Here is a 21,701-nt window from a genome sequence, read left to right on the forward strand (position 1 = left end):
TGGCGGCGGCGGGCCTTACTTGCCGTTTTTGATGATGTGCTCGATATTGCGCTCGGCCAACGCGGAGATGGTCAAGGAGGGGTTGACCGCGCCGGCGCTGCCGGGGAGCAGCGCGCCGTCCATCACGTACAGGCCGGGATGGCCGATGACGCGGCCCCAGGCGTCGGTGGCCTTGCCTATCACCGCGCCGCCCAGCGGATGCGCGGTCCAGTTCATGCCGGTGACGCCGGCTATGATTCCTGGAAAGCCCGGGACGGTGCGGGTGGCCGCGGCGATTTTATCGTTCACCGTCTTGGCCGCGGCCACGCTGTCGCGGTTGCCGTTCTTCGGCCAGTTCAGCTCCACGCGGTCGGTGGTCGGGTTATAGCTGAAATGCCCGCGATTGCTTTGATCGAAGGCCATGCCCAGCGAACCGATCACCGTGGTCAGGTCCAGCGGCAAGCCCGGCACGTACCAGTTTTCCAGGGTGAGCGGCAGCCCGCTGTTCGAGTCGTGGATGCGGGAGGCGCTGGGCGTGCCTTGGGTGGCCAGCGATATCGTGCTGAAGCTGCGCGTGACGATGGTGTCGCCGTTGCTGCCCCAGCCTTGGCCTATGTGTTCGTTGAGGTTGCGCAAAGTGCCCTGCGCCCGCGCCTTGACCAGCAGTTCCGAGCTGCCGATGGAGCCGGCGGCGAGAAAGAGCCGGTCGCAGTTGAGCCGGTAGCGGTCCAGTTGCCGGCCGTCGGGCGCGCGTTTGACCACGTCGACCTCGTAGCGGCTGCCGTCCCAGGCGATGCTGAGCACCTCGTGGCCGGGATAGATCGCGGCGCGGCCGGTGGCCTGCGCCTGGGCCAGGTAGTTCTGGTTGAGGTCGAATTTGGCGCCGTTGGAGTTGCCGTGGTTGGACAAGCCCATGGTGGCGGAGGGCCAGGATTGCGTGCGCAGTTCTTGGCGGATCACGTCCCAGTTGAAGATGGAGTCGTTGGCCGTGGTGGTGTAGCCGGCTTTTCGCACCTGGGCGTCCCAGACGCGGGAATGGTGGAAGGGAATGCTGTTGTAGATGTCCGTCGGCATGGCGTCCAAGCGCAGCATTTTCCGGACTCTGGGGTAGTAGGTCTGGTTCATTTCCGCATAGCTGACCCAATGGCCGAACAGGGCTTCGAAATAACGCTGTTCCGGCTGAATCATCACCCCGGTGAACACCACCGATCCGCCGCCGACGCAGGCGCCGCGCCAGACGTTCATATTCGGGTAATCGGTTGAATCCAGCACTCCGCCGAAGGAGTCGAAATACTTGTTCACGCCTATCAGCATCTTGGCCTGGCGGCGATGCCAGAACGCGCGTCCGTCCGGGAAGGTGTCGTTGGAGAAGATGTCGCGTTTCGGGCCCTTGGGCCAGCGGTGACCGCGTTCCAGCACCGTGACCTGCTGACCGGCCTGGGCCAGACGCAGCGCTGAGATGGCGCCGCCAAAGCCGGAGCCTATCACCAGATTGGGGGTGTAGGCGGGCGGACGCGGCACGGGCTGGAACAGTTCGGGAATCAGCCGCTGGTATTTGGCCAGCTGGAAAGCGCTTGAGCCGAGGAAGGCGGAGGCGGGTGCCGGCAGCATCAGGCCGGCGGCGCCCGCGCTCGCGCCCAGCAAGAGCTGGCGTCGGTTCAGCTGCGCGGCGAGCGGGGAGGAGTGTTCATTGTCCGGGAGGTAAGCCATGGAATCGCCCTTTCTTGTGGAAGAGCCTATTCAAAGCCCGCTGTGCGTCGTGAGGCGTTGCACGGCGAGTCGCGCTTCTCGCTCCGCCGTTTTCATCTTGTCTCGCCCTTGCTCGCTAGGTTTTGACCGGGCTCTAAGCAGCCATTTCGGCTAAACAATTTGCTTATTAAGTAAGCGGGTAGATTCTTGTCTAGCCATGAGAGTGGGCGATACTGTCATTTATGACAATTATTTAATTGACATTAAATCATTTTTGAAACAATTAAATTGATAATAAGCCATCAAGCCGCAGTGTCGGGCTTGGTTTCAGAACCCTGCGGCGGGCGCGGTCCCAGCCAGCCCGGCCGCCGCAGCGGCGTGGACCGGCTCGCCAAACCGTTTAGGCCGTGGCTTCAAACGCCGGAGGGTAGCTGACGCTGCCGGAAGGCAGCGGCGCGCCCAAGCTTTGCGCCATGAAGTATTCGGCCGGCACGCCCGGCAAAATCAGGCCTGGCCGCGCTTGGAAGCCGAAGCGCGCGTAGTAGCCGGGATTGCCCAACACCACGCAGCCCGACGCGCCCAGCTCGCGCAGCGCGGCCAGCGCCTGTTTCATCAGCAGGCTGCCTATGCCCTGGCCCTGTCGTTCCGGATGCACGGACAGCGGGCCGATGCCGTGCCAGCCGGCGGCGCCGGAGGAGACGAGCACCGGCGAGGCGGCGATGTGGCCCAGCAGACGTTCGCCGTCCAGCGCCACGATGGAAAGCGTGAGCTGGCTGCTGCGGCGCAGCGCGTTGACGATGAAGTGCTCGGTGTGGCTGGAGTGTTCTTCGGCGAGGAAGGCGGCCCGGGTCAGTTCGAAAATGGCGTCGATGTCGCGGTCTTGTTCGTTTCTCAGCATGAGAGTCATAGCGTTCTCCTGGCGCGCCAGCGCGGCCGCCGCTTTTGCGCGGCTGCGCGGCGGCGGTGGTCATTGGTTGTCGAGTTGGCCGCGCACGGCGCGCAGGCCGGCCTTATTGATTTGGTAAGGCTGGCCGTTCTTGGAGCTGATCAGGCGTTTGGTCCTGAGCTTCTGGAACACGAGCAGGGTGCAGTCGGACAGCAGATACCCTTCACGGGTATAGCATTCCACGGTGAAGATACGGCCCGCGTCGTCGCGCAGGTGCGCGATGCGGCCGCCTTTGGCTAGGACGTGCAACGTCCTTTGCTCCGGCTTGGAGATATTCATATTGGATGATCATTCGGCAATCAAATGCGAAAACGGGCAGCCGCCGCGATGCGGGCGCTACCAGCTCAGGGGCATTTTGATAACGGCCAGCCGGGAAACCGGGCGGCGTTATCGGATTGCTGCAATCTCCAACATGCAAAGCCTTTGCGAGGAAAAGAAGGGCGCTCATCAAGATGAGCAGGTCAAAATTCTAAGCGGATAGCTAAGTAAAATCAACAGTCTGCGCGCTCAGCGCCAATTCCAGCTGACAATCGAAAGGCTCCAGCGCCAGTTGCGGCGCGTGCAGCCAGCGAGCGGGCGCGCAGCCGCAGGCTTCGTAGAAGTCGACGGTTTCAACGGCGGAGTGCGAGGAGATGTAGAGCGCGTCCGCGCCCAGCGCCCGGCCGGCGGCGGCCGCCGCCGCCAGCAACGCCCGCCCCAGCCCTCGGCCGCGCCAGCGGCGGTCCACTTGCAGTTCTTTCAATTGCCGGTAGCCGCCGTCCGGGCCCAGCGCTTGCGGGTCGATGGCGGCGAAGCCGGCCAGGCCGCCGTCCATGTCCAGCGCCAACACCGCGCCGTCGGCGGCGATGCGCGCCAGTTCCCGCGTCAGCTCGCGTCGTTCCGCTGGGGACCAGTCGTCGATGAAGGGCTCGGCCACGCATTGCCGGCCATCGGCTCCGGCGCGATAGACCAGATCAACATCCTGACGGCGCTGGAAGGCGTCCAGCCAGTTGGCGGGGATGTCGCGCGGGCTCAGCCGGCGGATGGGCGGTGCAGACGGGCGGATGGACATGGCGCGGATGAGGGTGGCAAGAACGGAATTATCTCAGAAGCTGTTCAAAGTCCGCTGCGCTTTGTGAGATGCGGCGCGGCGAGCGCGCTGGGGCCGGATGGTTTTGGCGCCGGCTCCGGAAACGCGGCGTGTAAGCCACTGATATTCTATTTGAATTTTATCTATCAATCATGCGTATTGATAGATAAAACGAATTAATCGATTCAATTATTTCAATTTTCACAGATATTAACAGAATGTTAGGATTCATAAAAATCAAAGGCATAGCGTAGCCCCGCCGCGCCGAATAAGGGTTTGCAAGAGCTTGCCCTGTTCGAGCGCGGCTTGTCGCGAGCGGAGTGCCTGAATGCAGTGACAAGCCAGCGCCGCCGGCGGAGCCGCGTCGCGCCCCTGGACCGAACCGCGGCCGGCCATGGGTTTTCGGCGGGAATGCGCGTCTTCGCGTTTATCCCGCCTTAAGCCTGGAGCCGGCGGCGGGCTTGCCTGCAAAGACTTGCCTTACGTGAATTCCATCAATCTGAAGAATGTGGTCTGTGAAATGAGTAATAAAGCATCTGAAGTAAAGCGTTTGTCCTCGCCCTCTCTGGCCTTGAGCGCATTGAGCCTGGCCGTGGCCTGTTCCTGGTCCGCCTTGGCGAGCGCCGACACGATCTCCAGCGTCGGCAGCAATAATGTCTACGGCGCGGGTTCGGTGGACCCGGCGGTGGCGAGCAACAGCAATAACTCCATCTATGGCGTGGGCGCCGGCAGCAATATGAACGGCACCAACAACTCGGCCTTTGGCGCCGCCGCCGGCGTGAATGTGACGGGGAGTTACAACACCTCGATCGGTCAGAACGCGGGCACCAATGTGCAGGGCAACAATAACGCTTTCATGGGCAACGACTCCGGCTACAACGTGACCGGCGACGCCAACGTGGGCACCGGCATCAACACCATCCGCAACGTCACCGGCACCGGCAACACCGGCAGCGGGGCCAATGCGGCCCAAGACATCCAGGGCGATTTCAACGCCGGCCTGGGCAACAACTCCAACCGCAACGTCACCGGCAGCTACAACACCAGCAGCGGCACCTTCTCCGGCTGGAACATCAAGGGCAGCAACAATACCGCCAACGGCGCGAATGCCGGCAGCAATGTCACGGGGGACAACAATACCGCGGTGGGCAGCTATGCAGGGCGCGGCGTGACCGGCAGCGGCAATTTCGCCGCCGGCAACCAGGCCGGCCAGAATGTGTCCGGCAGCAATAATGTGGCCATCGGCAATCATGCCGGCTCCAACACCAATGCCAGCAATGCGGTGGCGGTGGGCGACAATGCCGCCGCCAACGCCAACAATGCGCTGGCGCTGGGCAGCAACGCCCAGGCCAGCAACGTCAACGACGTCGCCTTGGGCGCCAACAGCCGGACCGCGGCGGCCAATCCCACCGCCAGCGGCGTGGTGGACGGCGTAACCTACAGCTACGCCGGCGCGGCCCCTTCCAGCGTGGTGAGCGTGGGCAGCGCGGGCAATGAGCGTCAAATCAGCAATGTCGCCGCCGGCCGGGTGAGCGGGACCAGCACCGACGCGGTGAACGGCAGCCAGCTGAACGCGACCAACCAGGCGGTGCAGCGGGTGAGCTCCAAGGTGGACAACGCCGGCGCCGGAACCGCGGCGGCCTTGGGCGGCGGCGCGTCCTACAACGCTCAGACCGGCGCGGTGAACGGTCCGAACTACACCGTTTACGGCAATACCGTGAACAATGTCGGCGATGCGATCGACCGGCTGCAGAAAAGCGGGCCGGTGCAGTATTCCGATCCCAGCGGCCGGACGACGACGACAAGCGCCGGCAACGACGTCACCCTGGTGGGCGGGGACGGCGGCAGGCCGGTGACCATCCACAATGTGGCGGCGGGCGCGCAGGGCACGGACGCGGTGAACGTGGACCAGCTGAATGCGGCCAACTTCAACAATCAGCAGCAATTCAAGCAGCTCAGGTCCGATCTGTCCGATACGCGCCGCGACGCGCTGGGCGCGGCGGCCGGCGCGATGGCGATGGCCGGCCTGCCGCAGGCATTCCTGCCCGGCAAGAGCATGTTGGCCGTGGCCACGGCCACCACCGGCGGCGAGTCCGCCATCGCGGTGGGCTTGTCCTCGCTGTCCGACAACGGCCGCTGGGTGGTGAAGTTCTCCGGCTCCACCAATACCCGCGGTCAGGGCGGCGCCAGCCTGGGCGCGGGTTTTCAGTGGTAAGCGGCAGGCAAGATCAATCAGCTGATAGTGAATGAGATAGATGATGAAACAAGCGATATTCGGCGGCGCTTTCCGCTGCCTGCTGCTGGCGGCCGCCGGCGCGGCTTTGATGGGTTGCGGCAGCAGCCGCCTGAGCAAGATCACCGACGACGGCCGTCTGGCCGAACAGGCCAGCCCGGTCTGGCCCGGCATTGAAGCCAACCGCTGGCAGCCGGAAGGCAGCGTGCCCAATCCGGACAATCTGGCCAAGGTGCAGCCGGGCCTGAGCAAGGAACAGGTTTACGGCCTGATCGGCCGCCCGCATTTCGCCGAAGGGATGATCGATGTGCGGGAGTGGGATTATGTGCTGAATCTGAGCCCCAAGGACGGCGGGCAAGCCCGGGCTTGTCAGTACAAGCTGCTGTTCGACAAGCGGATGAAGCTGGCTTCGGTGATCTGGCGGCAGGAAGCCTGCGCCAAGATCGCATCCTAAAGTCTGATCCGACGCCGGAACCACGAAACGAAGCGCCTTGACCGGCGTTTCGTTTTTTTTGCGCACAGTCCTTGCTGAGCGCGGCACAAAAAAACGCGCGGCCCAGAGGCCGCGCGTTGTTTGCAGGGACGAACCGCGCTTATTTCAGATCGAAGCGGTCCAGATTCATCACCTTGTTCCAGGCGGCGACGAAGTCGCGGACAAACTTCTGCTGCGCATCGTTTTGAGCGTAGACCTCGGCCAGCGCCCGCAGCTGCGAGTTGGAGCCGAACACCAGGTCCACCCGGCTGCCGGTCCACTTGAGCGCGCCGGTTTTGCGGTCGCGGCCTTCGTACAGCTCATTGGCGCTGGAAGCCGGCTGCCAGGCCACGTTCATATCGAGCAGGTTGACGAAGAAGTCGTTGCTCAATACGCCCGGACGAGCGGTGAACACGCCGTGCGGCGCCTGATCCGCATTGGCGCCCAGCACGCGCAGGCCGCCCACCAGCACGGTCATTTCCGGCGCGCTCAGCGTCAGCAGCTGGGCTTTGTCCACCAGCAGCGCCTCCGCGGGCAAGGAATAAGCCTGTTTCTGATAATTGCGGAAACCGTCCGCCTGCGGCTCCAGCACGCTGAAGGATTCCACATCGGTCTGTTCCTGGCTGGCGTCGGTCCGGCCCGGCGCAAACGGCACGCTGACCTTGTGGCCGCCGGCCTGGGCGGCCGCTTCCACCGCCGCGCCGCCGGCCAGTACGATCAGGTCGGCCAGCGACACTTGCTTGCCGCCGCTCTGCGCGGCGTTGAAGTCCTGGCGGATGGCCTCCAGCGCTTTCAGCACGCGGGCCAATTGCGCCGGCTGGTTCACCGCCCAGTCTTTTTGCGGGGCCAGGCGGATGCGGGCGCCGTTGGCGCCGCCGCGCTTGTCCGATCCGCGGAAGCTGGAGGCGGAGGCCCAGGCGGTGGCCACCAGTTCGCTGACCGACAGGCCGGAGGCCAACACCTTGGCCTTGAGCGCGGCGATGTCCGCGTCGTTGATCAGCGGTTGACAGGCCGCCGGCAGCGGGTCTTGCCAGATCAGGTCTTCGGCCGGCACTTCCGGCCCCAGGTAGCGGGCCTTGGGCCCCATATCGCGGTGGGTCAGCTTGAACCAGGCGCGGGCGAAGGCGTCGGCGAAGGCGGCCGGGTTTTGATGGAAGCGGCGGGCGATGGGCTCGTAGATCGGGTCGAAGCGCAGCGACAGATCGGCGGTGGTCATCATCGGCGGGTGTTTCTTCGCCGGGTTGTGAGCGTCCGGGATCAGGTGTTCCGGTTTGACGTTCTTGGCCACCCACTGATGGGCGCCGGCCGGGCTCTTGGTCAGCTCCCAGTCGTAGCCGAACAAGGTGTCGAAATAGCCGTTGTCCCACTGCGTCGGATTGGGTTTCCACGCGCCCTCGATGCCGCTGGTGGTGGTGTATTCGCCCTTGCCGTCGCCCAAGCGGTTGATCCAGCCCAGGCCTTGCGCTTCCAGCGGCGCGGCCTCCGGCTCCGGGCCCACCAAGGCCGGATCGCCGGCGCCGTGGGCTTTACCGAAGGTATGGCCGCCGGCCACCAGGGCCACGGTTTCTTCATCGTTCATCGCCATGCGGGCGAAGGTTTCGCGCACATCGCGGCCGGAAGCCAGCGGATCCGGATTGCCGTCCGGGCCTTCCGGGTTCACGTAGATCAAGCCCATCTGCACCGCGGCCAGCGGATTGTCCAGCTGGCGGTCGCCGGAGTAGCGGCTGTTGGCCTCGGCGCTGGTGGCCAGCCATTTGGTTTCCGCGCCCCAGTAAACGTCTTCCTCCGGCTGCCAGATGTCCTGACGGCCGCCGCCGAAACCAAAGGTTTTGAAGCCCATGGATTCCAGCGCCACGTTGCCGGCCAGGATCATCAGGTCGGCCCAGGAAATCTGCTTGCCGTATTTTTGCTTGATCGGCCACAGCAGACGGCGCGCCTTGTCCAGGTTGCCGTTGTCCGGCCAGCTGTTGAGCGGAGCGAAGCGCTGATTGCCGGTGCCGGCGCCGCCGCGGCCGTCGGCGGTGCGGTAGGTGCCGGCGTCGTGCCAGGCCATGCGGATGAACAGGCCGCCGTAATGGCCCCAGTCGGCCGGCCACCAGTCCTGAGAGGTGGTCATCAGCGCCTTGAGGTCGTTTTTCAGCGTGGGGTAGTCCAGCTGTTGGAAGGCGGCGGGGTAGTCGAAGTCCGGGTCCAGCGGATTGGAGGCCGGGGCGTGCTGGTGCAGGATGTTGAGGTTGAGCTGGTTGGGCCACCAGTCGCGGTTGGATTGGGCGTTGACCACGGCCGGATTGCCGGTGGCGTGATGGAACGGGCACTTGGACGCGCTGCTCATGACAGACTCCTTAGGTCAAGGTGTTCAATGACTTGCTGGGATCAGCTTAGTGAAGCTTGCCGCGGGAAGCCATTGAGCAATTTCAATCAGCTCTATGGCTTCCGTCAATCAATCATGCTTTGGCGATAGTTAGTTCATTGGGCGCGCCGCATAGTTCCTGAGCTTGGGAATTAAGGTGCGGCTTCAACGCCCTTGTCTACAATCCCGCGGAAGTACAGCGGACCTTGAGCAGGCTAGAGCCTGTTCAAAGTCCCGCGAGCAAGGGCGAGACAAGGCGAAAACAGCTGAGGAAGCGGAATGTACGCGTGGTACATGAGCATTTCGAAGGTGTTTTCAACGTCGAATCGCTGAAGCGCGGCAGACTTTGAACAGGTTCTAAGGGTGTGAAAGGCGTGGGCGGATGGCTAGAGGACGCGCTCGCGCTCGTGCGCCAGGAGCCAGGCCTTGCGCTCCAGCCCCCCGCCGTAGCCGGTGAGCGCGCCGTCTTTGCCCAGCACGCGGTGGCAGGGGACGATGATGGAGAGGCGGTTGGCGCCGTTGGCGGCGGCCACGGCGCGGACGGATTGCGGGCGGCCCAGCCTTGCGGCCTGTTCCTGATAGCTGCGGGTGCGGCCGTAGGGCACGCTCAGCAGCAATCGCCAGACCGCCTGCTGGAAGGCGGTGCCGGGCAGGTGCAGCGCCACGTCGAAATCGCGGCGCGAGCCGGCGAAGTATTCGCCGATCTCGCGTTCGGCCTGGCGCAATAGCGGGCTGTCGCCGTCGGCGATCTCGGCGGACAGCAGGCGGCGCAGCGCCGCCAGCTCCGCGTCCACGATGGGCCGGTCGGTGAACTCCAGCAGGCACAGGCCATCCTGGCTGGCGCAGGCGATCATGGCGCCGAGCGGGGTGTCGAAGCGGCGCAAGAGCAGCGGCCCGGCCTGGCGGGCGGCATGGACGTGAATCGCTTGGGGCATGGTTAAGCCGGCTTACTCGCCGTTGCCGACCGCGTCCGGCTCGGCCGGCACCAGCTGCAGCAAGTCGCCCGGCTGGCAGTCCAGATACAGACAGATCGCCTCCAAGGTGGAGAGCCGGAAGCCCTTGACCTTGCCTTGCTTCAGCAGCGACAGGTTTTGCTCGGTGATGCCGATGGCCTGGGCCAGGTCCTTGGATTTGACCTTGCGCTGGACGAGCAGCATGTCCAGATGGATTTTGATGGGCATGTGTCGCTTTCAGATGAATTGCTTATTTTCGCACGCCAGCGCAATGCCTTCTCGCTGAATGCGCGCAATGATCATGACCACGGCGGCAATGAACAGGCTTTCCAGGTTTTCGGTGTGGAAGCTGACGGCGATCAGCCGCTGTCCCTCCGGCCGCATCATGGTCAGCCAGGCGCTGATCATCGGTTGGGAGACGAGGTCCGCCAGCACCCAGAGCGCCACGCTGGAGCCCACCTTGGATAATAAGGACGCGGAGCGTTCCGTAAAGTATTCCCTGCGCGCATAGAGCTTGAACAAGCGGTGCAAGGCATACAGGCCTTGGGCCAGGATCAGCAGCGGGATGCAAGACAGGACCGCGCCGCCGGCGCGTTGCCACAGCGGCAAGCTAGGGAGATCGAATTCGCTTGAGCCGTAAAACCCTCTGACGGTGTCAACCGTGACGGTCAAGCCGGCGTCGATGATGGACTTGGGAAAGAGCCAGAACAGGATGTCCAGCAGCAGCATGGCGCCAATGCCCAAGACGGTGATGTAGGCCATGGCGGCGCAATAGCGGCTCAATCGCGTGGAGTTCATGAGGGTTCCTTGTGACGGGTTGGAAAGACAATGAGGGCGGAATTACTAAAGTATCGCAAAACAATTATTTTTTATTGTAAAACGATCATTTTTTGCTGTGCAAGTTTGATTTGCATGCTGTTGCGGCAAGCACACGGCTCGGGCCCGCCGCCGTGCGGCGCGCGGTGAGCCCTCAAGCCTGGCTGGGCGCGGCTTTTGGATTGTTTGGAGGCGTGTTGCGTAGCAGATACATATGGAACGACAAATTATTATCGTTTAACAATAATTAATTTATGTAATACAGTCATCGTCTTTTGCGCAGAGGCGGACCGCCCTCGCGCGCTGTCTCAAACCCTGCCCGGCGCGTTTAGCGCCGGAGCAAAGAAAGAGCCTGGACGATGAGCGATGCAAATCAAGCGAGCGGCGCGCCGGAGCCCCCGCCTGGGCGGGCGGCCGCATGGCCGGCGCCGGCCCGTGTTTAAGACCTGGGGCCGCGGCCGGCGCGCGCGCCTGCTGTGCGTCTTGCTGGTGTGGGGGCTGGCTGCCTGCAGAGGAGAGGGCGCCGGCTTGAGAGCGGCGATGTCGCGGCCGTTTCAGGCCTTGACCGCGCTGGCGCGCGGGCCGGCGGGTTCAGCGGTCTATCCGCGTGGTCATCAGGATGGCGGTGCTGGTGCGCTCCACGCCGTCCAGCGCGCCGATGCGGTCGATCAGCCCGTCCAGCTCGGCCACGCCGGCGGCCTCCACGCCGGCGATGAAGTCGTGGACGCCGCTGACCGAGTGCAGGGTGCGGACCTGGGGCAGCCGGCGCAAGGCGCTTTCTATCGACGGGCTCAGCCGCGGCTCGGCGGCGATCATCACCAGCGCGCGCACTTGGGCGGCGTCGTGAGCGGCGCTGGTGCGCACGCTGTAGCCCAGGATCACGCCGCCGCGCTCCAGTCTTTCGATGCGGCTTTGCACCGTGGTGCGGGACAGGCCCAGCCGGCGCGCCAGCTCCGCGGTGGGCGCGCGGGCGTTTTCGCGCAGCAGCGCGAGCAATTGCTGATCGGTGGCGTCCATGGCGGCTCCGTGCGGGGTGGACGATTTGGCGCTATGCCGGACTTTTCGTCAATCCGATCAATAATATCCGACAGTTCGTCGCTATGCGCGCTGCAATTTGCCGAACTTGATTCGAGAATGAGGCTTCCCCTGAGACGAGGAGCGAAGCGATGCGGGATGCGATCATTGTGGGCGGCGGCCACAACGGCCTGGTGTGCGCCCATTACCTGGCGCGGGCCGGGCTGAAGGTGACGGTGCTGGAACGGCGCGGCGTGGTGGGCGGCGCGGCGGTGACCGAGGAATTCCATCCCGGCTTCCGCAACTCGGTGGCCGCCTACACGGTGTCGCTGCTCAATCCCAAGGTGAGCCGCGACATGGAGCTGGCGCGTCACGGCCTGAAGGTGGTGGAGCGGCCCTTGTCCAACTTCCTGCCGCTGGACGACGGGGGCTATCTTAAAGTGGGGCCGGGCCGCACCGCGGCCGAAGTGGCGCGTTTTTCGCGCCGCGACGCCGAGCGGTTGGACGATTACGCGCGGCATCTGGACGCCGCCGCCGAGCTGCTGCGCGAGCTGGTGCTGCAAACGCCGCCCAATGCGGTGGCGGGCGGCTGGCTGAACGCCTTGCCGGAGCTGCTCAAGGCCGGCCGGCTGGGACGGCGGCTGGGCAAGCTGGAACGGGCGCAGCAACGCGAATTGCTGGACCTGTTCACCAAGTCCGCCGGCGATTATCTGGACGGCTGGTTCGACAGCGATCCGATCAAGGCGGTTTACGGCTTCGACAGCGTGGTGGGCAACTACGCCAGCCCGTACGCGCCGGGTTCGGCCTATGTCCTGCTGCACCATGTGTTCGGCGAGGTCAACGGCCGCAAAGGCGCGTGGGGCCACGCGTTGGGCGGCATGGGCGCCATCACCCAGGCCATGGCCCGCTCGGCGCGCGAGCGCGGCGCGGAGATCCGCATCGACAGCGCGGTGCGCGAAGTGCTGCTGGACAAGGGCCGGGCGGTGGGCGTGGTGACGGACCGCGGCGAGCGGCTGGACGCGCGCGTGGTGGTGTCCAATCTCAATCCGCGGCTGCTCTATACCCAGTTGCTGGACCCGGCGGCGCTGCCGGCGGATTTCCTGCGTAGGATGCAGAGCTGGCGCTGCGGCTCCGGCACCTTCCGCATGAACGTGGCCCTATCCGAGCTGCCGGATTTCAGCTGTCTGCCGGGCAAGGCGCAGGCGGAGCACCATGGCAGCGGCATCATCATCGCGCCCAGCCTGGCCTATATGGAGCGCGCTTATCACGACGCGCGCGAACGCGGCTGGTCCGGCCGGCCCATCGTGGAAGTGCTGATCCCGTCCACGCTGGACCCGTCCTTGGCGCCGCCGGGCCAACACGTGGCCAGCCTGTTTTGCCAGCACGTGGCGCCGCAATTGCCGGACGGCGCCAGCTGGGACGATCACCGCGAGGAAGTGGCGGACCTGATGATAGACACCGTCGCCCGCTACGCGCCCAATTTCAAGGGCGCGGTGCTGGGGCGGCAGATCATGAGCCCGCTGGATCTGGAGCGCACCTTCGGCCTGGTGGGCGGCGACATTTTCCATGGCGCGCTGGGCCTGGATCAGCTGTTCTCGGCGCGGCCCATGCTGGGCCACGCCGATTACCGCGGCCCCATTCCCGGCCTGTACACCTGCGGCGCCGGCGCTCACCCCGGCGGCGGCGTCACCGGCGCGCCCGGCCACAACGCGGCGCGCGAGGTGCTGCGCGATCTGGGGCGCCGCATGGCCTGAGCACCAGGCAAAAAAAAGCCCGCGGCGCGAGCCGACGGGCAAAAGGGCTATCAAGAGGGAATCAGTAGAAGCGGTAATCCAGGGTCAGGCCGACGGTGCGCGGCGCGCCGACCACGCCCAGATTGTTGCCGCGCGCCGGCAGCTGCGCGTACAGCACGCCCTGGTTGCCCAGATTGTTGATGTAGCCGCGCACCGTCCAGGCGGCGCTTTCGTAGCCGGCGTTGAGGTTGGCCACGGTGTAGTCGCCGGCGGAGCGGCTGCGTTCATTGTTGATGTCGGAGTAGTAAGACCCCACGCGGTTCAGGCTGCCGCCGACGAACAGGCCGTGGTCCAGCCGCTGTTTGAAGCCCAGGTTCACCGTCAGATGGGGCGCGTAGTTGAATTGATTGCCCTGGATGCCGGGGTTGGCGGCGTCGCTCTGAGTCACCTTGGTGTTCAGCAGACCCAGGCCGGCGCTCAGCGTCAGCCGCGGCGTGGCCCGCGCCTTGGTTTCCAGCTCCAGGCCGTAGCTTTCGCCCTTGGGAATATTGGTGAAGCGCGAGCCCAGGATGGCCTGGTAGCCGGTGTACTGGTTGAAGAAGGCGTTGACGTTGAGGCTGAGACGCTGCTCCAGGAAGCTGGAGCGGCTGCTGGCCTCGTAGGCGGTGACTTCTTCCTTGTTGTAGGTGTAGTACTCGTTGTTGTTGTCCAGGCCGGAGCCGCCGGCGTTGTAGCCTTTGCGCACCGAGAAGCCCAGCGTGGTGTCCGGGCTGTATTTGTAGCTGAGGCCAGCCTTGGGCAGGAACAGCGTTTCGCCGATATCGAAGTCGGCGCGGGCCTGCTTGGGCATGCCCGGCTGCAGCGTGGTGTTGCGGCGCTGCGTCTCCCGCTCCACGCGGCTGCCCAGATTGAGGCTCCAGCGTTCGTTCAGCGCCAGCGTGGCCTCGCCGTAGACGGCCAGGGTTTTCAGCTTGTCCTTGGCCGCCACGCGCGGCGCGGCGTTCATGTCCTGATCCCTATCGTAGTAATACGCGCCCACCACGCCGCTGAGCGCGCCGTTTTGCGGCGCATAGCTCAGCCGCGCCTCGGCGGTATTGCTCTTCTCATCCAGCCGCATGCGGAAATCGCTGCTGTCCACGAAGGCGCTGACGTTGTCGGCGTGGCCCAACAGCAACTGGGCGCTCCAGGCGTCGTTGAACTGGTATTGCAGATCGGTGCTGACGGTGTTGTTGAAGGAATCCTGATAACGCGCCTCGGTGGACAGGCGGTGGTATTGGTAATCGAAGTAATTGCCGTCCACATAGTTCAGGTATTCGCCCTTGTTCTTGCGGTGCGACACCGTCAGCTTGGCGCTGAAGCCGGGCAGGGCGCCGGGCTTCCACAGCAGTTTGCCGCGCGCGCTGCTGTGCTTGAGGTCGGACGGATCCCACGGCGTGTTGCCGCCCGGATAATTGACGTAGCTGTGGCCGTTCAGGCCTTCGGCGGCGATGCGGAAGGCCAGCTCCTCGGTGATCGGCCCGGACACCATGCCGGCCAGCGTGGCCTTGCCGTTCTTGTTTTCGTAGCCGGCGCGCAGCGCGCCCTCCCAATCGAAGCTGGGGTCCTTGGTGTTGATCACCACGGCGCCGGCCAGCGTATTGCGGCCCTGAGTGGTGGACTGCGGGCCGCGCAGCACTTCTATCTGTTCCACGTCCCAGGGGCTGGCGTCCACGTAACGCTGGCCGTTCCAGCTTTCCGGCATGCCGTCCACCGTGGTGCTGACCCGCGGGCGGGAGCCGGAAACCAGGGTGTTGTAGCCGGTGCCGGGGCCGGTGCCTTCCACGCCGCGGATATTGACGATGCCGGCGCCGTTGCTGCTGGCGTTGGGCGTGGCGGCCACGCTGTCGTACACCGATTTGTCGCCGCCGTGATCCATGTCGCGGATCACCGTCACCGCGGTGCTGGTGTCCTTCAGCGAGCGTTTGAGCTTTTCACCGGTGACGGTGACCGTGGGCAGCGCGGTTTGCTGGTCCTGAGCGTCGGGCGCCGCCAGCGCCGCGTGCGAGAGCGTCAGGCCGCTGATGCCGGCCAGCGCCAGCCGGGCGGACAGGGCAAGGGGAAGGCGTTTCAGATTGTGTTCCATCGTGCTGCGATTCCTGTTTTTTTTGTGCGTGACTCGAGATCGGCGCGCTTCTGAAGTTCGGCGGCGTCGTCTGGCTGGCGAGGAATCGTTGGCTACTGCGGCGAGGGGAACGAGGAGCGCGGACGGCCCTTGCGGGTCGTTGCGATCACCAGGGGCAAATGATAGTATTTCTCATTCGCATTATGCAAATAAGGTGCGAACATTCTTGCTCAAGCACCGCGGAAAACGCCAGGAAACAAGATGCAGACAATGGAAGAAACGGCGTGGAATCAACACGCTGCGCGCAGTGCGGCTTGCTTGCAACACCCTGAGACGGGCCAGCCGGCCTGGTGGGAGCGCCTGGCCACCGTGGGCGCGCCGCTCACCGAACGCCTGCCGGACGGCAGCGTATGCGTGACCTTTCTCTGGCGGGACCCCAACGGACCCGCCGCCCGTTCTCCGCTGGCCCGCGTCTACGTGGACGTCAATTCCGTCACCGATCACCATCGCGCCCAGCCGCAGTCGCTGGCGCGGCTGGGCGACACCGACGTCTGGTGGTGGCAGACCGAGCTGCCGGCCAACTGGCGCGGCAGCTACGCCTATATTCCAGTCACCGCCGAGCAGGCTCCGCCGGCGCCGGACGCCGACGCGCGCGCCAGCCGGCTGCGCCACCGCCAATGGTGGCTGGACATCATGAGCCGGGCGGCGGCGGACCCGCTCAACCCCCGCGCCGGCTATGTCAGCAGCTGGGGCGCGCCCTTGTCCGCGCTGCATCTGGACGCGGCGCCGGACCAGCATGCCTGGCAAGCCTGGGATCTGCGCCGCCAGGGCGCGGACCCGGCGCGGCTGAGCGTGATCCAGTGGGACAGCGCGCGGCTGGGCAAGACGCGCAGGGTCTGGCTGTACCAAACCGGCGCGCTGCCGGTCAAGGAGCGCGGCGAGCGGCCGCTGGCCATTTTGCTGGACGGCCAGCACTGGGCCGAGCGCATGCCGGTGTTCGCCGCGCTGGACGCGGACACCCGGCGAGGCCGGCTGCCGCCGGCGGTTTATCTCTTGGTGGACGTCATCGACAACCGGCATCGGGAGCAGGACCTGCCCTGCAACGCCGATTTCTGGCTGGCGCTGCAACAGGAACTGCTGCCGCAGGCGGAGCGCGTCGCGCCGTTCAGCGCGCGGCCGGAACGCACGGCGGTGGCGGGGCAGAGCTACGGCGGCCTGGCGGCGATGTTCGCCGGCCTGCGCTGGCCGGAGCGTTTCGGCTGCGTGCTCAGCCAGTCCGGCTCCTTCTGGTGGCCTTACGTGGAACTGCACGAACGCGCCCGCGCCGTCAGCGAACGACGGCTGCCCGGCAGCCGCGGCCGGCTGACGGAGCAACTGGAGGCCGGCGAACTGCCGCCCGGACGGCTGCGGGTATATCAGGAAGTGGGCAGCCGCGAAGAAGTGATGCTGGACGTCAACGCCAGCCAGCGCGCGGCGCTGGAGCGCGCCGGCCATTGCGTGCGCTACCAGGCGTTCGAAGGCGGCCACGACTGGCTGTGCTGGCGCGGCGGCCTGCTGGACGGACTGGCCTGGCTGTGGCGGGAGCCGGCGGAAGGTTGAGCCGGCGGGAGGGGGCTGAACTCCGGTTCTCAAGCCCCGCGCGGAATCACCATCGGCGTATGGCTGACCGGATCGTCGATGATCAGGCAGCGCAGGCCGAACACCTGTTCGATCAAATCCGCGGTGACGATGTCGCGCGGCGCGCCCTCGGCCACGATGCGGCCGTCGCGCATCGCGATCAAATGGCTGGCGTAGCGACAGGCGTGGTTGATGTCGTGCAGCACCGCCACCAGCGTGCGGCCGCCGTCGCGGTTCAAGCGGCGGAACAACTCCAACAGCTCGATCTGATGCGCGATGTCCAGATAGGTGGTCGGCTCGTCCAGCAGCAGCAGCGGCGTTTGCTGCGCCAGCGCCATCGCCACCCACACCCGCTGGCGCTGGCCGCCGGACAATTCGTCCACCAGCCGGTCCGCCAGCGCGTCGGTGCCGGTGGCCGCCAGCGCCAGGCTCACCGCCTCCTCGTCCTCCCGGCTCCATTGCCGCAACAGGCTCTGATGCGGGTAGCGCCCGCGCGCCACCAGGTCCGCCACGGCGATGCCGTCCGGCGCCACCGCGCTTTGCGGCAGCAAGCCCAGCTGCCGCGCCACCGTCTTGGCCGGGAAACTGTGGATGTCGCGGCCGTCCAGGCACACCTGGCCGGACAGCGGCTTCAACAGCCGGCTCAGGCTGCGCAGCAAGGTGGATTTGCCGCAGCCGTTGGGGCCGATGATCACGCTGAAGGAGCCGTCGGGGATCCGCACGTCCAACTGCTCGCAAATGGTGCGCTGGCGGTAGCCCAGCCGCAGGCGCTCGCCGCGCAGCCGCGGCAGGTCCGCGCCGGCCGCCGGCGCGGCGTCCAGTTTCAAATTCAGGGAAGTCACGGTTTTCGGGCTCCGGTTTGACGCAGCAACAGCCACAGCAGATACAGGCCGCCAATGCAGATGGTGACGACGCCCACCGGCAGCTGACGAGGATAGAAGAACTGCTGGGCGCCGTAATCCGCGGCCAGCAGCAAGAGCGCGCCGGTCCAGGCCGCGGTCAGCGGGCTGGTGGCCTGGGTGCGGCGCAGGCGCAGCGCGATTTGCGGCGCGGCCAGCGCGATGAAGGAAATCGGCCCGGCCGCGGCGGTGGCGGAAGCGATCAGCGCCACCCCCAGGCCCATCAGCCACAGCCGGGTGCGTTCCGCCGGCACGCCCAGCGCGCTGGCGCAGTCGTCGCCCATCTCCAGCAGGCGCATGCGCCGCTGCAGCGTCAGCGCCGCCGCCATCGCCAGCAGGCAGCACAGCGCGGAGGGCAGGCCCTTGTTCCAGGTCATGCCGTTGAGCGTGCCCGCCCCCCAGGTGGCCGCGCTCATCGCCGCCTCCAGGCTGGCGTTGATCAGCAGCCAGTGATTGAGCGCGCTCAGCATGGCGCTGACGGCGATGCCGACGATGATCAGGCGGAAGCCGTGCGCGCCTTGCCGCCAGGCCAGCAGATACACCAGGCCGGCGGACAGCAGGCCGCCGGCCAGCGCGCCGCCGGCGATCTGGAAATGGCCGCCGTTGAACAGGGTGATCACCACCAGCGCGCCGGTATAGGCGCCGGTGTTGAAGCCCACCACGTCCGGGCTGCCCAGCGGGTTGCGGATCAAGGACTGGAAAATCGCGCCGCTCATGCCCAGCGCCGCGCCCACCACCAAGGCCATCAATACCCGCGGCAGCCGCCATTGCTGCACCACCGCCACCTCCAGCCGGCCGCCCTGGCCTTGCAAGGCCTGCCACACTTGTTCCAGGCTCATGGGCAAGGCGCCGGCGCGCAAGCTCATCGCCGCCAGCGCCGCGCAGGCGGCGGCCAACAGCAAACAGGTCCACAGCCCGCCCAGCGCCAGCCGGCCGTTGCAGCGGCCGTCCGGGCTGCCCCAGCTCAACACCGCCGGCTTCACGAGCGGCCTCCGGGCGCGGCGTGGCGGCGCGCCAGCCAGATCAAGGCCGGCGCGCCGATGAAGGCGGTGACGATGGAGACTCGCAGCTCGCCCGGCGTCAGCAGGCGGCCGACGATGTCCGAGCTCAACAGCAGAATGGGGGCCAGCAGCAAGGTGAAGGGCAGGGTCCAGCGCAGATCGGCGCCGCCCAGCCAGCGGGCCAGATGGGGAATCATCAGGCCGATGAAGGCGATGGGGCCGGCCACGGCGGTGCTGGCGCCGCACAGCAGGGTGATGGCCAGCACCGCGCCGGCCTGGATCAGCAGCGGCCGGCCGCCCAGGCTCACCGCCAGATCGCTGCCCATGCCCAAAGTGTTCAAGGGCCGCGCCAGCAGCAGCGCCAGCAGGCCGCCGGCGGCGATGACCGGAGCCACCAGCGCCACCGGGGTCATGCTGCGCACGTCCAGCGTGCCGGCGTTCCAGTAGCGCAGCTGATTGAAGGCCAGCGGGTCCAGCAGGGTGATGGCGGTGGACAAGCCCATCAGCACCGCGCTGACGGCCACGCCGGCCAGCACGAAGCGCAGCGGGTCCATGCGGCGCCCGCGCGCGCCCACCGCGTACACCAGCAAGGTGGCGCCCAGCGCTCCGGCGGCGGCGCAGCCCAGATAGCCCAGCTGGCTGTCCACGCCCCAGGCCGCCACGCCCAGCACCATGGCGAAGCTGGCGCCGGCGTTGACGCCCAGCACGCCGGGGTCCGCCAGCGGATTGCGCGACAGCGCCTGGATCAGCGCGCCGGACAGGCCCAGCGCCGCGCCGGCCAGCAGGCCCAGCAGGGTGCGGGGCAAGCGGCCTTGCAGCACGATCACGCTGTCCGGATCGCCGCCGCCGTGCAGCAGGCTGCGCCATACGACGGAGGCCGGAATCGATTTGGCGCCCAGCATCAGGCTTAACAGGGCAATGGCCGCCAGCGCGGCCAGGCAGCACAGCAACAGAGTCAGGCGGCGGCTTGGCGGCGCCGTGGGCGCGAGCAGGGCCGAGGCGGGACGGATTGACATGATCAAATGCAAATGATTCCTAATACAGACTGCTGATGTTACCATGCGGCATCCATAACGGAACACCATCTTGCCGGGCGCGCGCGGGAAGCAAACCACGCCGTCCGCCGGGCGCGCCGGCGCATGCCAAGCGGCCTCCACCCCTGTCGAGATAAAACTTTGTCATGAAAAAGTCGCCTATCTTCGTTGATTTCAGCCTGCTCAGGCTCAACCCGCATTTCCGCTCCATCTTCATCGCCCGCATGATCTCGGTGTTCGCCTTCGGCATCCTGATGGTGGCGGTGCCGGTGCAAATCCATCAGCTCACCGGCTCCACGCTGCAAGTGGGCGCGGCGATGGCGCTGGACGGCGTCGGCATGTTCGCCGGCCTGATGTGCGGCGGCGTGCTGGCGGACCGCATGGACCGCCGCCGGCTGATCCTGCTGGGCCGCTCGCTGTGCGGCCTGGGCTTTCTGGCGCTGGCGCTCAACGGCTTCATGACCAACCCCTCGGTGCTGGCGCTCTACGTGGTGTCGGCCTGGGACGGTTTTTTCAGCGGCATCGGCATCACCTCGCTGATGGCGTCCATCCCGGTGCTGGTCGGCCGTGAAAACCTGCCGGCCGCCGGCGCGCTGAGCATGCTGACCATGCGCATCGGCGGCGTGCTGTCGCCCTTGCTGGGCGGCCTGATCATCGCCGCCGTCGGGGTCAACTGGAACTATCTGCTGGCCGGCGTCGGCACCCTGGCCACCCTGATCCCGCTGACGCGTTTGCCGTCCTTGAAGCCGCAGGGCGGGGAGCCGGCGCACCCGCTGCGTTCCTTGCTGGAGGGTTTCCAGTTCCTGTGGCAGAACAAGGTGGTGGGCGCGGTGGTGGCGGTGGGCACGCTGCAAACCCTGCTCAGCGCGGTGCGGGTGTTGTATCCCTCGCTGGCAGAGGACGGTTACGGCGGCGGCGCTTTCGAGGTGGGCCTGATGTATTCGGCGGTGCCCTTGGGCGCGATGATAGGCGCGTTCACCAGCGGTTGGGTGGGCGGTTTGAGCCGCCCCGGCGCGGTGATGTTGAGCTGCGTGCTGGCTTCGTCGCTGAGCATCGCCTCCTTGGGTCTGGTCCATCATCTGGCTTACGGCCTGCTGGCCTTGGCCTTGCTGGGTTATTTCGGTTCGATCGCGTCCTTGTTGCAGTTCACCTTGGTGCAGGGCAATACGCCGGATCATTTGCTGGGCCGGGTGAACAGCCTGTGGAACGCGCAGGATGTGGTGGGCGACGGTCTGGGCGCTTTGGGTCTGGGCGCGCTGGCGCGGGCCTTGGCGCCGTTGACGGCGGTGGGCTGGTTCGGCGCGGCGGCCGCGGCGGCCAGCCTGGCGATGTGCGGGGCTTTTGCTTCTTTGCGGCGTTTGGCCGGCGGCGCGGCCGCCGAGGTGGAGGCGGCCGGGGAGCCGGCGCGGCAGGGGGCGGGGTCCTAGCGCCAAGGGTTTGTGGATGCTGATGTGCTTGCAGGGCGGAAACCTCGGTTGGGGTTTTCGCCCTTTTTGCATCCTCTGATATGAAGCACTGCCGGGTGCGGGGCGTTTGAATCCGCTGCGCGGATATTGATTTAGGTGCCGCTTTCCGCGCTGACCGAGCGAGGCAAGCGCAGCGTCGCGAGGGAATAAGACGGGGAGGGGGCGGGCCGCCGCCCCCTTTCATCCCCCCTCGTCCCCCAGGGCGCGAAACCCGGAGCGCGCCCCGAGGGGACACCTGGGCGCTACACAAGGTGGTCTGCTCTCTTAAAAAAGATCCATGACTTGGCTAAGTGGCTCCCTTTTGGGGGTAACTATCCAATTCCACCCGA

At 66.2% G+C, this 21,701-nt stretch carries 18 protein-coding genes; 5 read left to right on the top strand and 13 right to left on the bottom strand.

The genetic code is table 11. From position 1 onward, the window contains the following. Positions 1-15: 15 nt before the first annotated feature. From JC616_RS24390 to JC616_RS24405, 4 genes are all read right to left on the bottom strand, one after another. On the bottom strand, positions 16-1,689 hold the full coding sequence (locus JC616_RS24390; protein ID WP_227105979.1) for a GMC oxidoreductase: 1,674 nt from the start codon (positions 1,687-1,689) through the stop codon (positions 16-18). Between the two features lie 379 nt (positions 1,690-2,068). After that, positions 2,069-2,575, bottom strand: coding sequence for a GNAT family N-acetyltransferase (locus JC616_RS24395; RefSeq protein WP_227105981.1), 507 nt, complete (start codon positions 2,573-2,575; stop codon positions 2,069-2,071). A gap of 60 nt (positions 2,576-2,635) precedes the next feature. Then, positions 2,636-2,893: a YjhX family toxin gene (locus tag JC616_RS24400; protein WP_107801397.1), complete on the bottom strand. Its 258-nt coding sequence runs from the start codon at positions 2,891-2,893 to the stop codon at positions 2,636-2,638. 202 nt (positions 2,894-3,095) lie between these two features. After that, positions 3,096-3,665 carry a GNAT family N-acetyltransferase gene (locus tag JC616_RS24405; RefSeq protein ID WP_227105983.1) on the bottom strand — a complete coding sequence of 190 codons (570 nt, stop codon included), beginning with the start codon at positions 3,663-3,665 and terminating at the stop codon, positions 3,096-3,098. A 568-nt stretch (positions 3,666-4,233) separates the two neighbouring features. Between JC616_RS24405 and JC616_RS24410 the strand changes: the two genes are divergently transcribed. Then, on the top strand, positions 4,234-5,898 hold the full coding sequence (locus JC616_RS24410) for a YadA family autotransporter adhesin (RefSeq protein ID WP_227105985.1): 1,665 nt from the start codon (positions 4,234-4,236) through the stop codon (positions 5,896-5,898). 43 nt (positions 5,899-5,941) lie between these two features. Further along, on the top strand, positions 5,942-6,370 hold the full coding sequence (locus JC616_RS24415; protein ID WP_227105987.1) for an outer membrane protein assembly factor BamE: 429 nt from the start codon (positions 5,942-5,944) through the stop codon (positions 6,368-6,370). 139 nt (positions 6,371-6,509) lie between these two features. Here JC616_RS24415 and katG read toward each other — a convergent pair whose 3' ends face one another. The 5 genes from katG to JC616_RS24440 form a co-directional block, all read right to left on the bottom strand. Beyond that, entirely contained in the window at positions 6,510-8,720 is a 2,211-nt protein-coding gene (gene katG, locus JC616_RS24420; RefSeq protein ID WP_227105989.1) for a catalase/peroxidase HPI, read from the bottom strand. Between the two features lie 404 nt (positions 8,721-9,124). After that, positions 9,125-9,673 (bottom strand): methylated-DNA--[protein]-cysteine S-methyltransferase, encoded by a 549-nt coding sequence (locus JC616_RS24425; RefSeq protein WP_227105991.1) that lies wholly within the window; start codon positions 9,671-9,673, stop codon positions 9,125-9,127. Between the two features lie 12 nt (positions 9,674-9,685). Further along, positions 9,686-9,919: a helix-turn-helix domain-containing protein gene (locus JC616_RS24430; RefSeq protein WP_227105993.1), complete on the bottom strand. Its 234-nt coding sequence runs from the start codon at positions 9,917-9,919 to the stop codon at positions 9,686-9,688. A 9-nt stretch (positions 9,920-9,928) separates the two neighbouring features. Further along, a complete protein-coding gene (locus tag JC616_RS24435; protein WP_048415378.1) occupies positions 9,929-10,489 on the bottom strand; it encodes a DUF2975 domain-containing protein in 561 nt (186 codons plus the stop codon). A gap of 609 nt (positions 10,490-11,098) precedes the next feature. Continuing rightward, positions 11,099-11,524, bottom strand: coding sequence for an Lrp/AsnC family transcriptional regulator (locus tag JC616_RS24440; protein ID WP_048415377.1), 426 nt, complete (start codon positions 11,522-11,524; stop codon positions 11,099-11,101). 149 nt (positions 11,525-11,673) lie between these two features. Here JC616_RS24440 and JC616_RS24445 point away from each other — a divergent pair, with 149 nt between their 5' ends. Beyond that, positions 11,674-13,275: a phytoene desaturase family protein gene (locus JC616_RS24445; RefSeq protein ID WP_227105994.1), complete on the top strand. Its 1,602-nt coding sequence runs from the start codon at positions 11,674-11,676 to the stop codon at positions 13,273-13,275. A 61-nt stretch (positions 13,276-13,336) separates the two neighbouring features. Here JC616_RS24445 and JC616_RS24450 read toward each other — a convergent pair whose 3' ends face one another. Beyond that, complete coding sequence (locus JC616_RS24450; protein ID WP_227105996.1) at positions 13,337-15,376, bottom strand: TonB-dependent receptor; 2,040 nt, start codon at positions 15,374-15,376, stop codon at positions 13,337-13,339. A 240-nt stretch (positions 15,377-15,616) separates the two neighbouring features. Here JC616_RS24450 and fes point away from each other — a divergent pair, with 240 nt between their 5' ends. Beyond that, positions 15,617-16,954, top strand: a complete 1,338-nt coding sequence (gene fes, locus JC616_RS24455) for an enterochelin esterase (protein ID WP_227105998.1) — start codon at positions 15,617-15,619, stop codon at positions 16,952-16,954. Positions 16,955-16,983: 29 nt separating this feature from the next. Here the strand turns inward: fes and JC616_RS24460 are convergent, their stop codons facing one another. From JC616_RS24460 to fepD, 3 genes are read right to left on the bottom strand one after another with little or no spacing between them, the layout of a single operon-like run. Then, positions 16,984-17,814, bottom strand: a complete 831-nt coding sequence (locus tag JC616_RS24460) for an ABC transporter ATP-binding protein (RefSeq protein WP_227106000.1) — start codon at positions 17,812-17,814, stop codon at positions 16,984-16,986. Beyond that, complete coding sequence (gene fepG / locus JC616_RS24465) at positions 17,811-18,854, bottom strand: iron-enterobactin ABC transporter permease (protein WP_227106002.1); 1,044 nt, start codon at positions 18,852-18,854, stop codon at positions 17,811-17,813. The genes JC616_RS24460 and fepG overlap by 4 nt, the downstream gene beginning before the upstream one ends. Beyond that, positions 18,851-19,888, bottom strand: coding sequence for a Fe(3+)-siderophore ABC transporter permease (gene fepD / locus JC616_RS24470; RefSeq protein WP_107802099.1), 1,038 nt, complete (start codon positions 19,886-19,888; stop codon positions 18,851-18,853). The genes fepG and fepD overlap by 4 nt, the downstream gene beginning before the upstream one ends. A 164-nt stretch (positions 19,889-20,052) precedes the next feature. On the opposite strand from fepD, the gene entS reads away from it, so the two are divergent. Then, complete coding sequence (entS, locus tag JC616_RS24475) at positions 20,053-21,333, top strand: enterobactin transporter EntS (protein WP_227106004.1); 1,281 nt, start codon at positions 20,053-20,055, stop codon at positions 21,331-21,333. Positions 21,334-21,701 lie beyond the last annotated feature (368 nt).

This window comes from Chromobacterium rhizoryzae (assembly GCF_020544465.1).
Classification (GTDB): Bacteria; Pseudomonadota; Gammaproteobacteria; order Burkholderiales; family Chromobacteriaceae; genus Chromobacterium.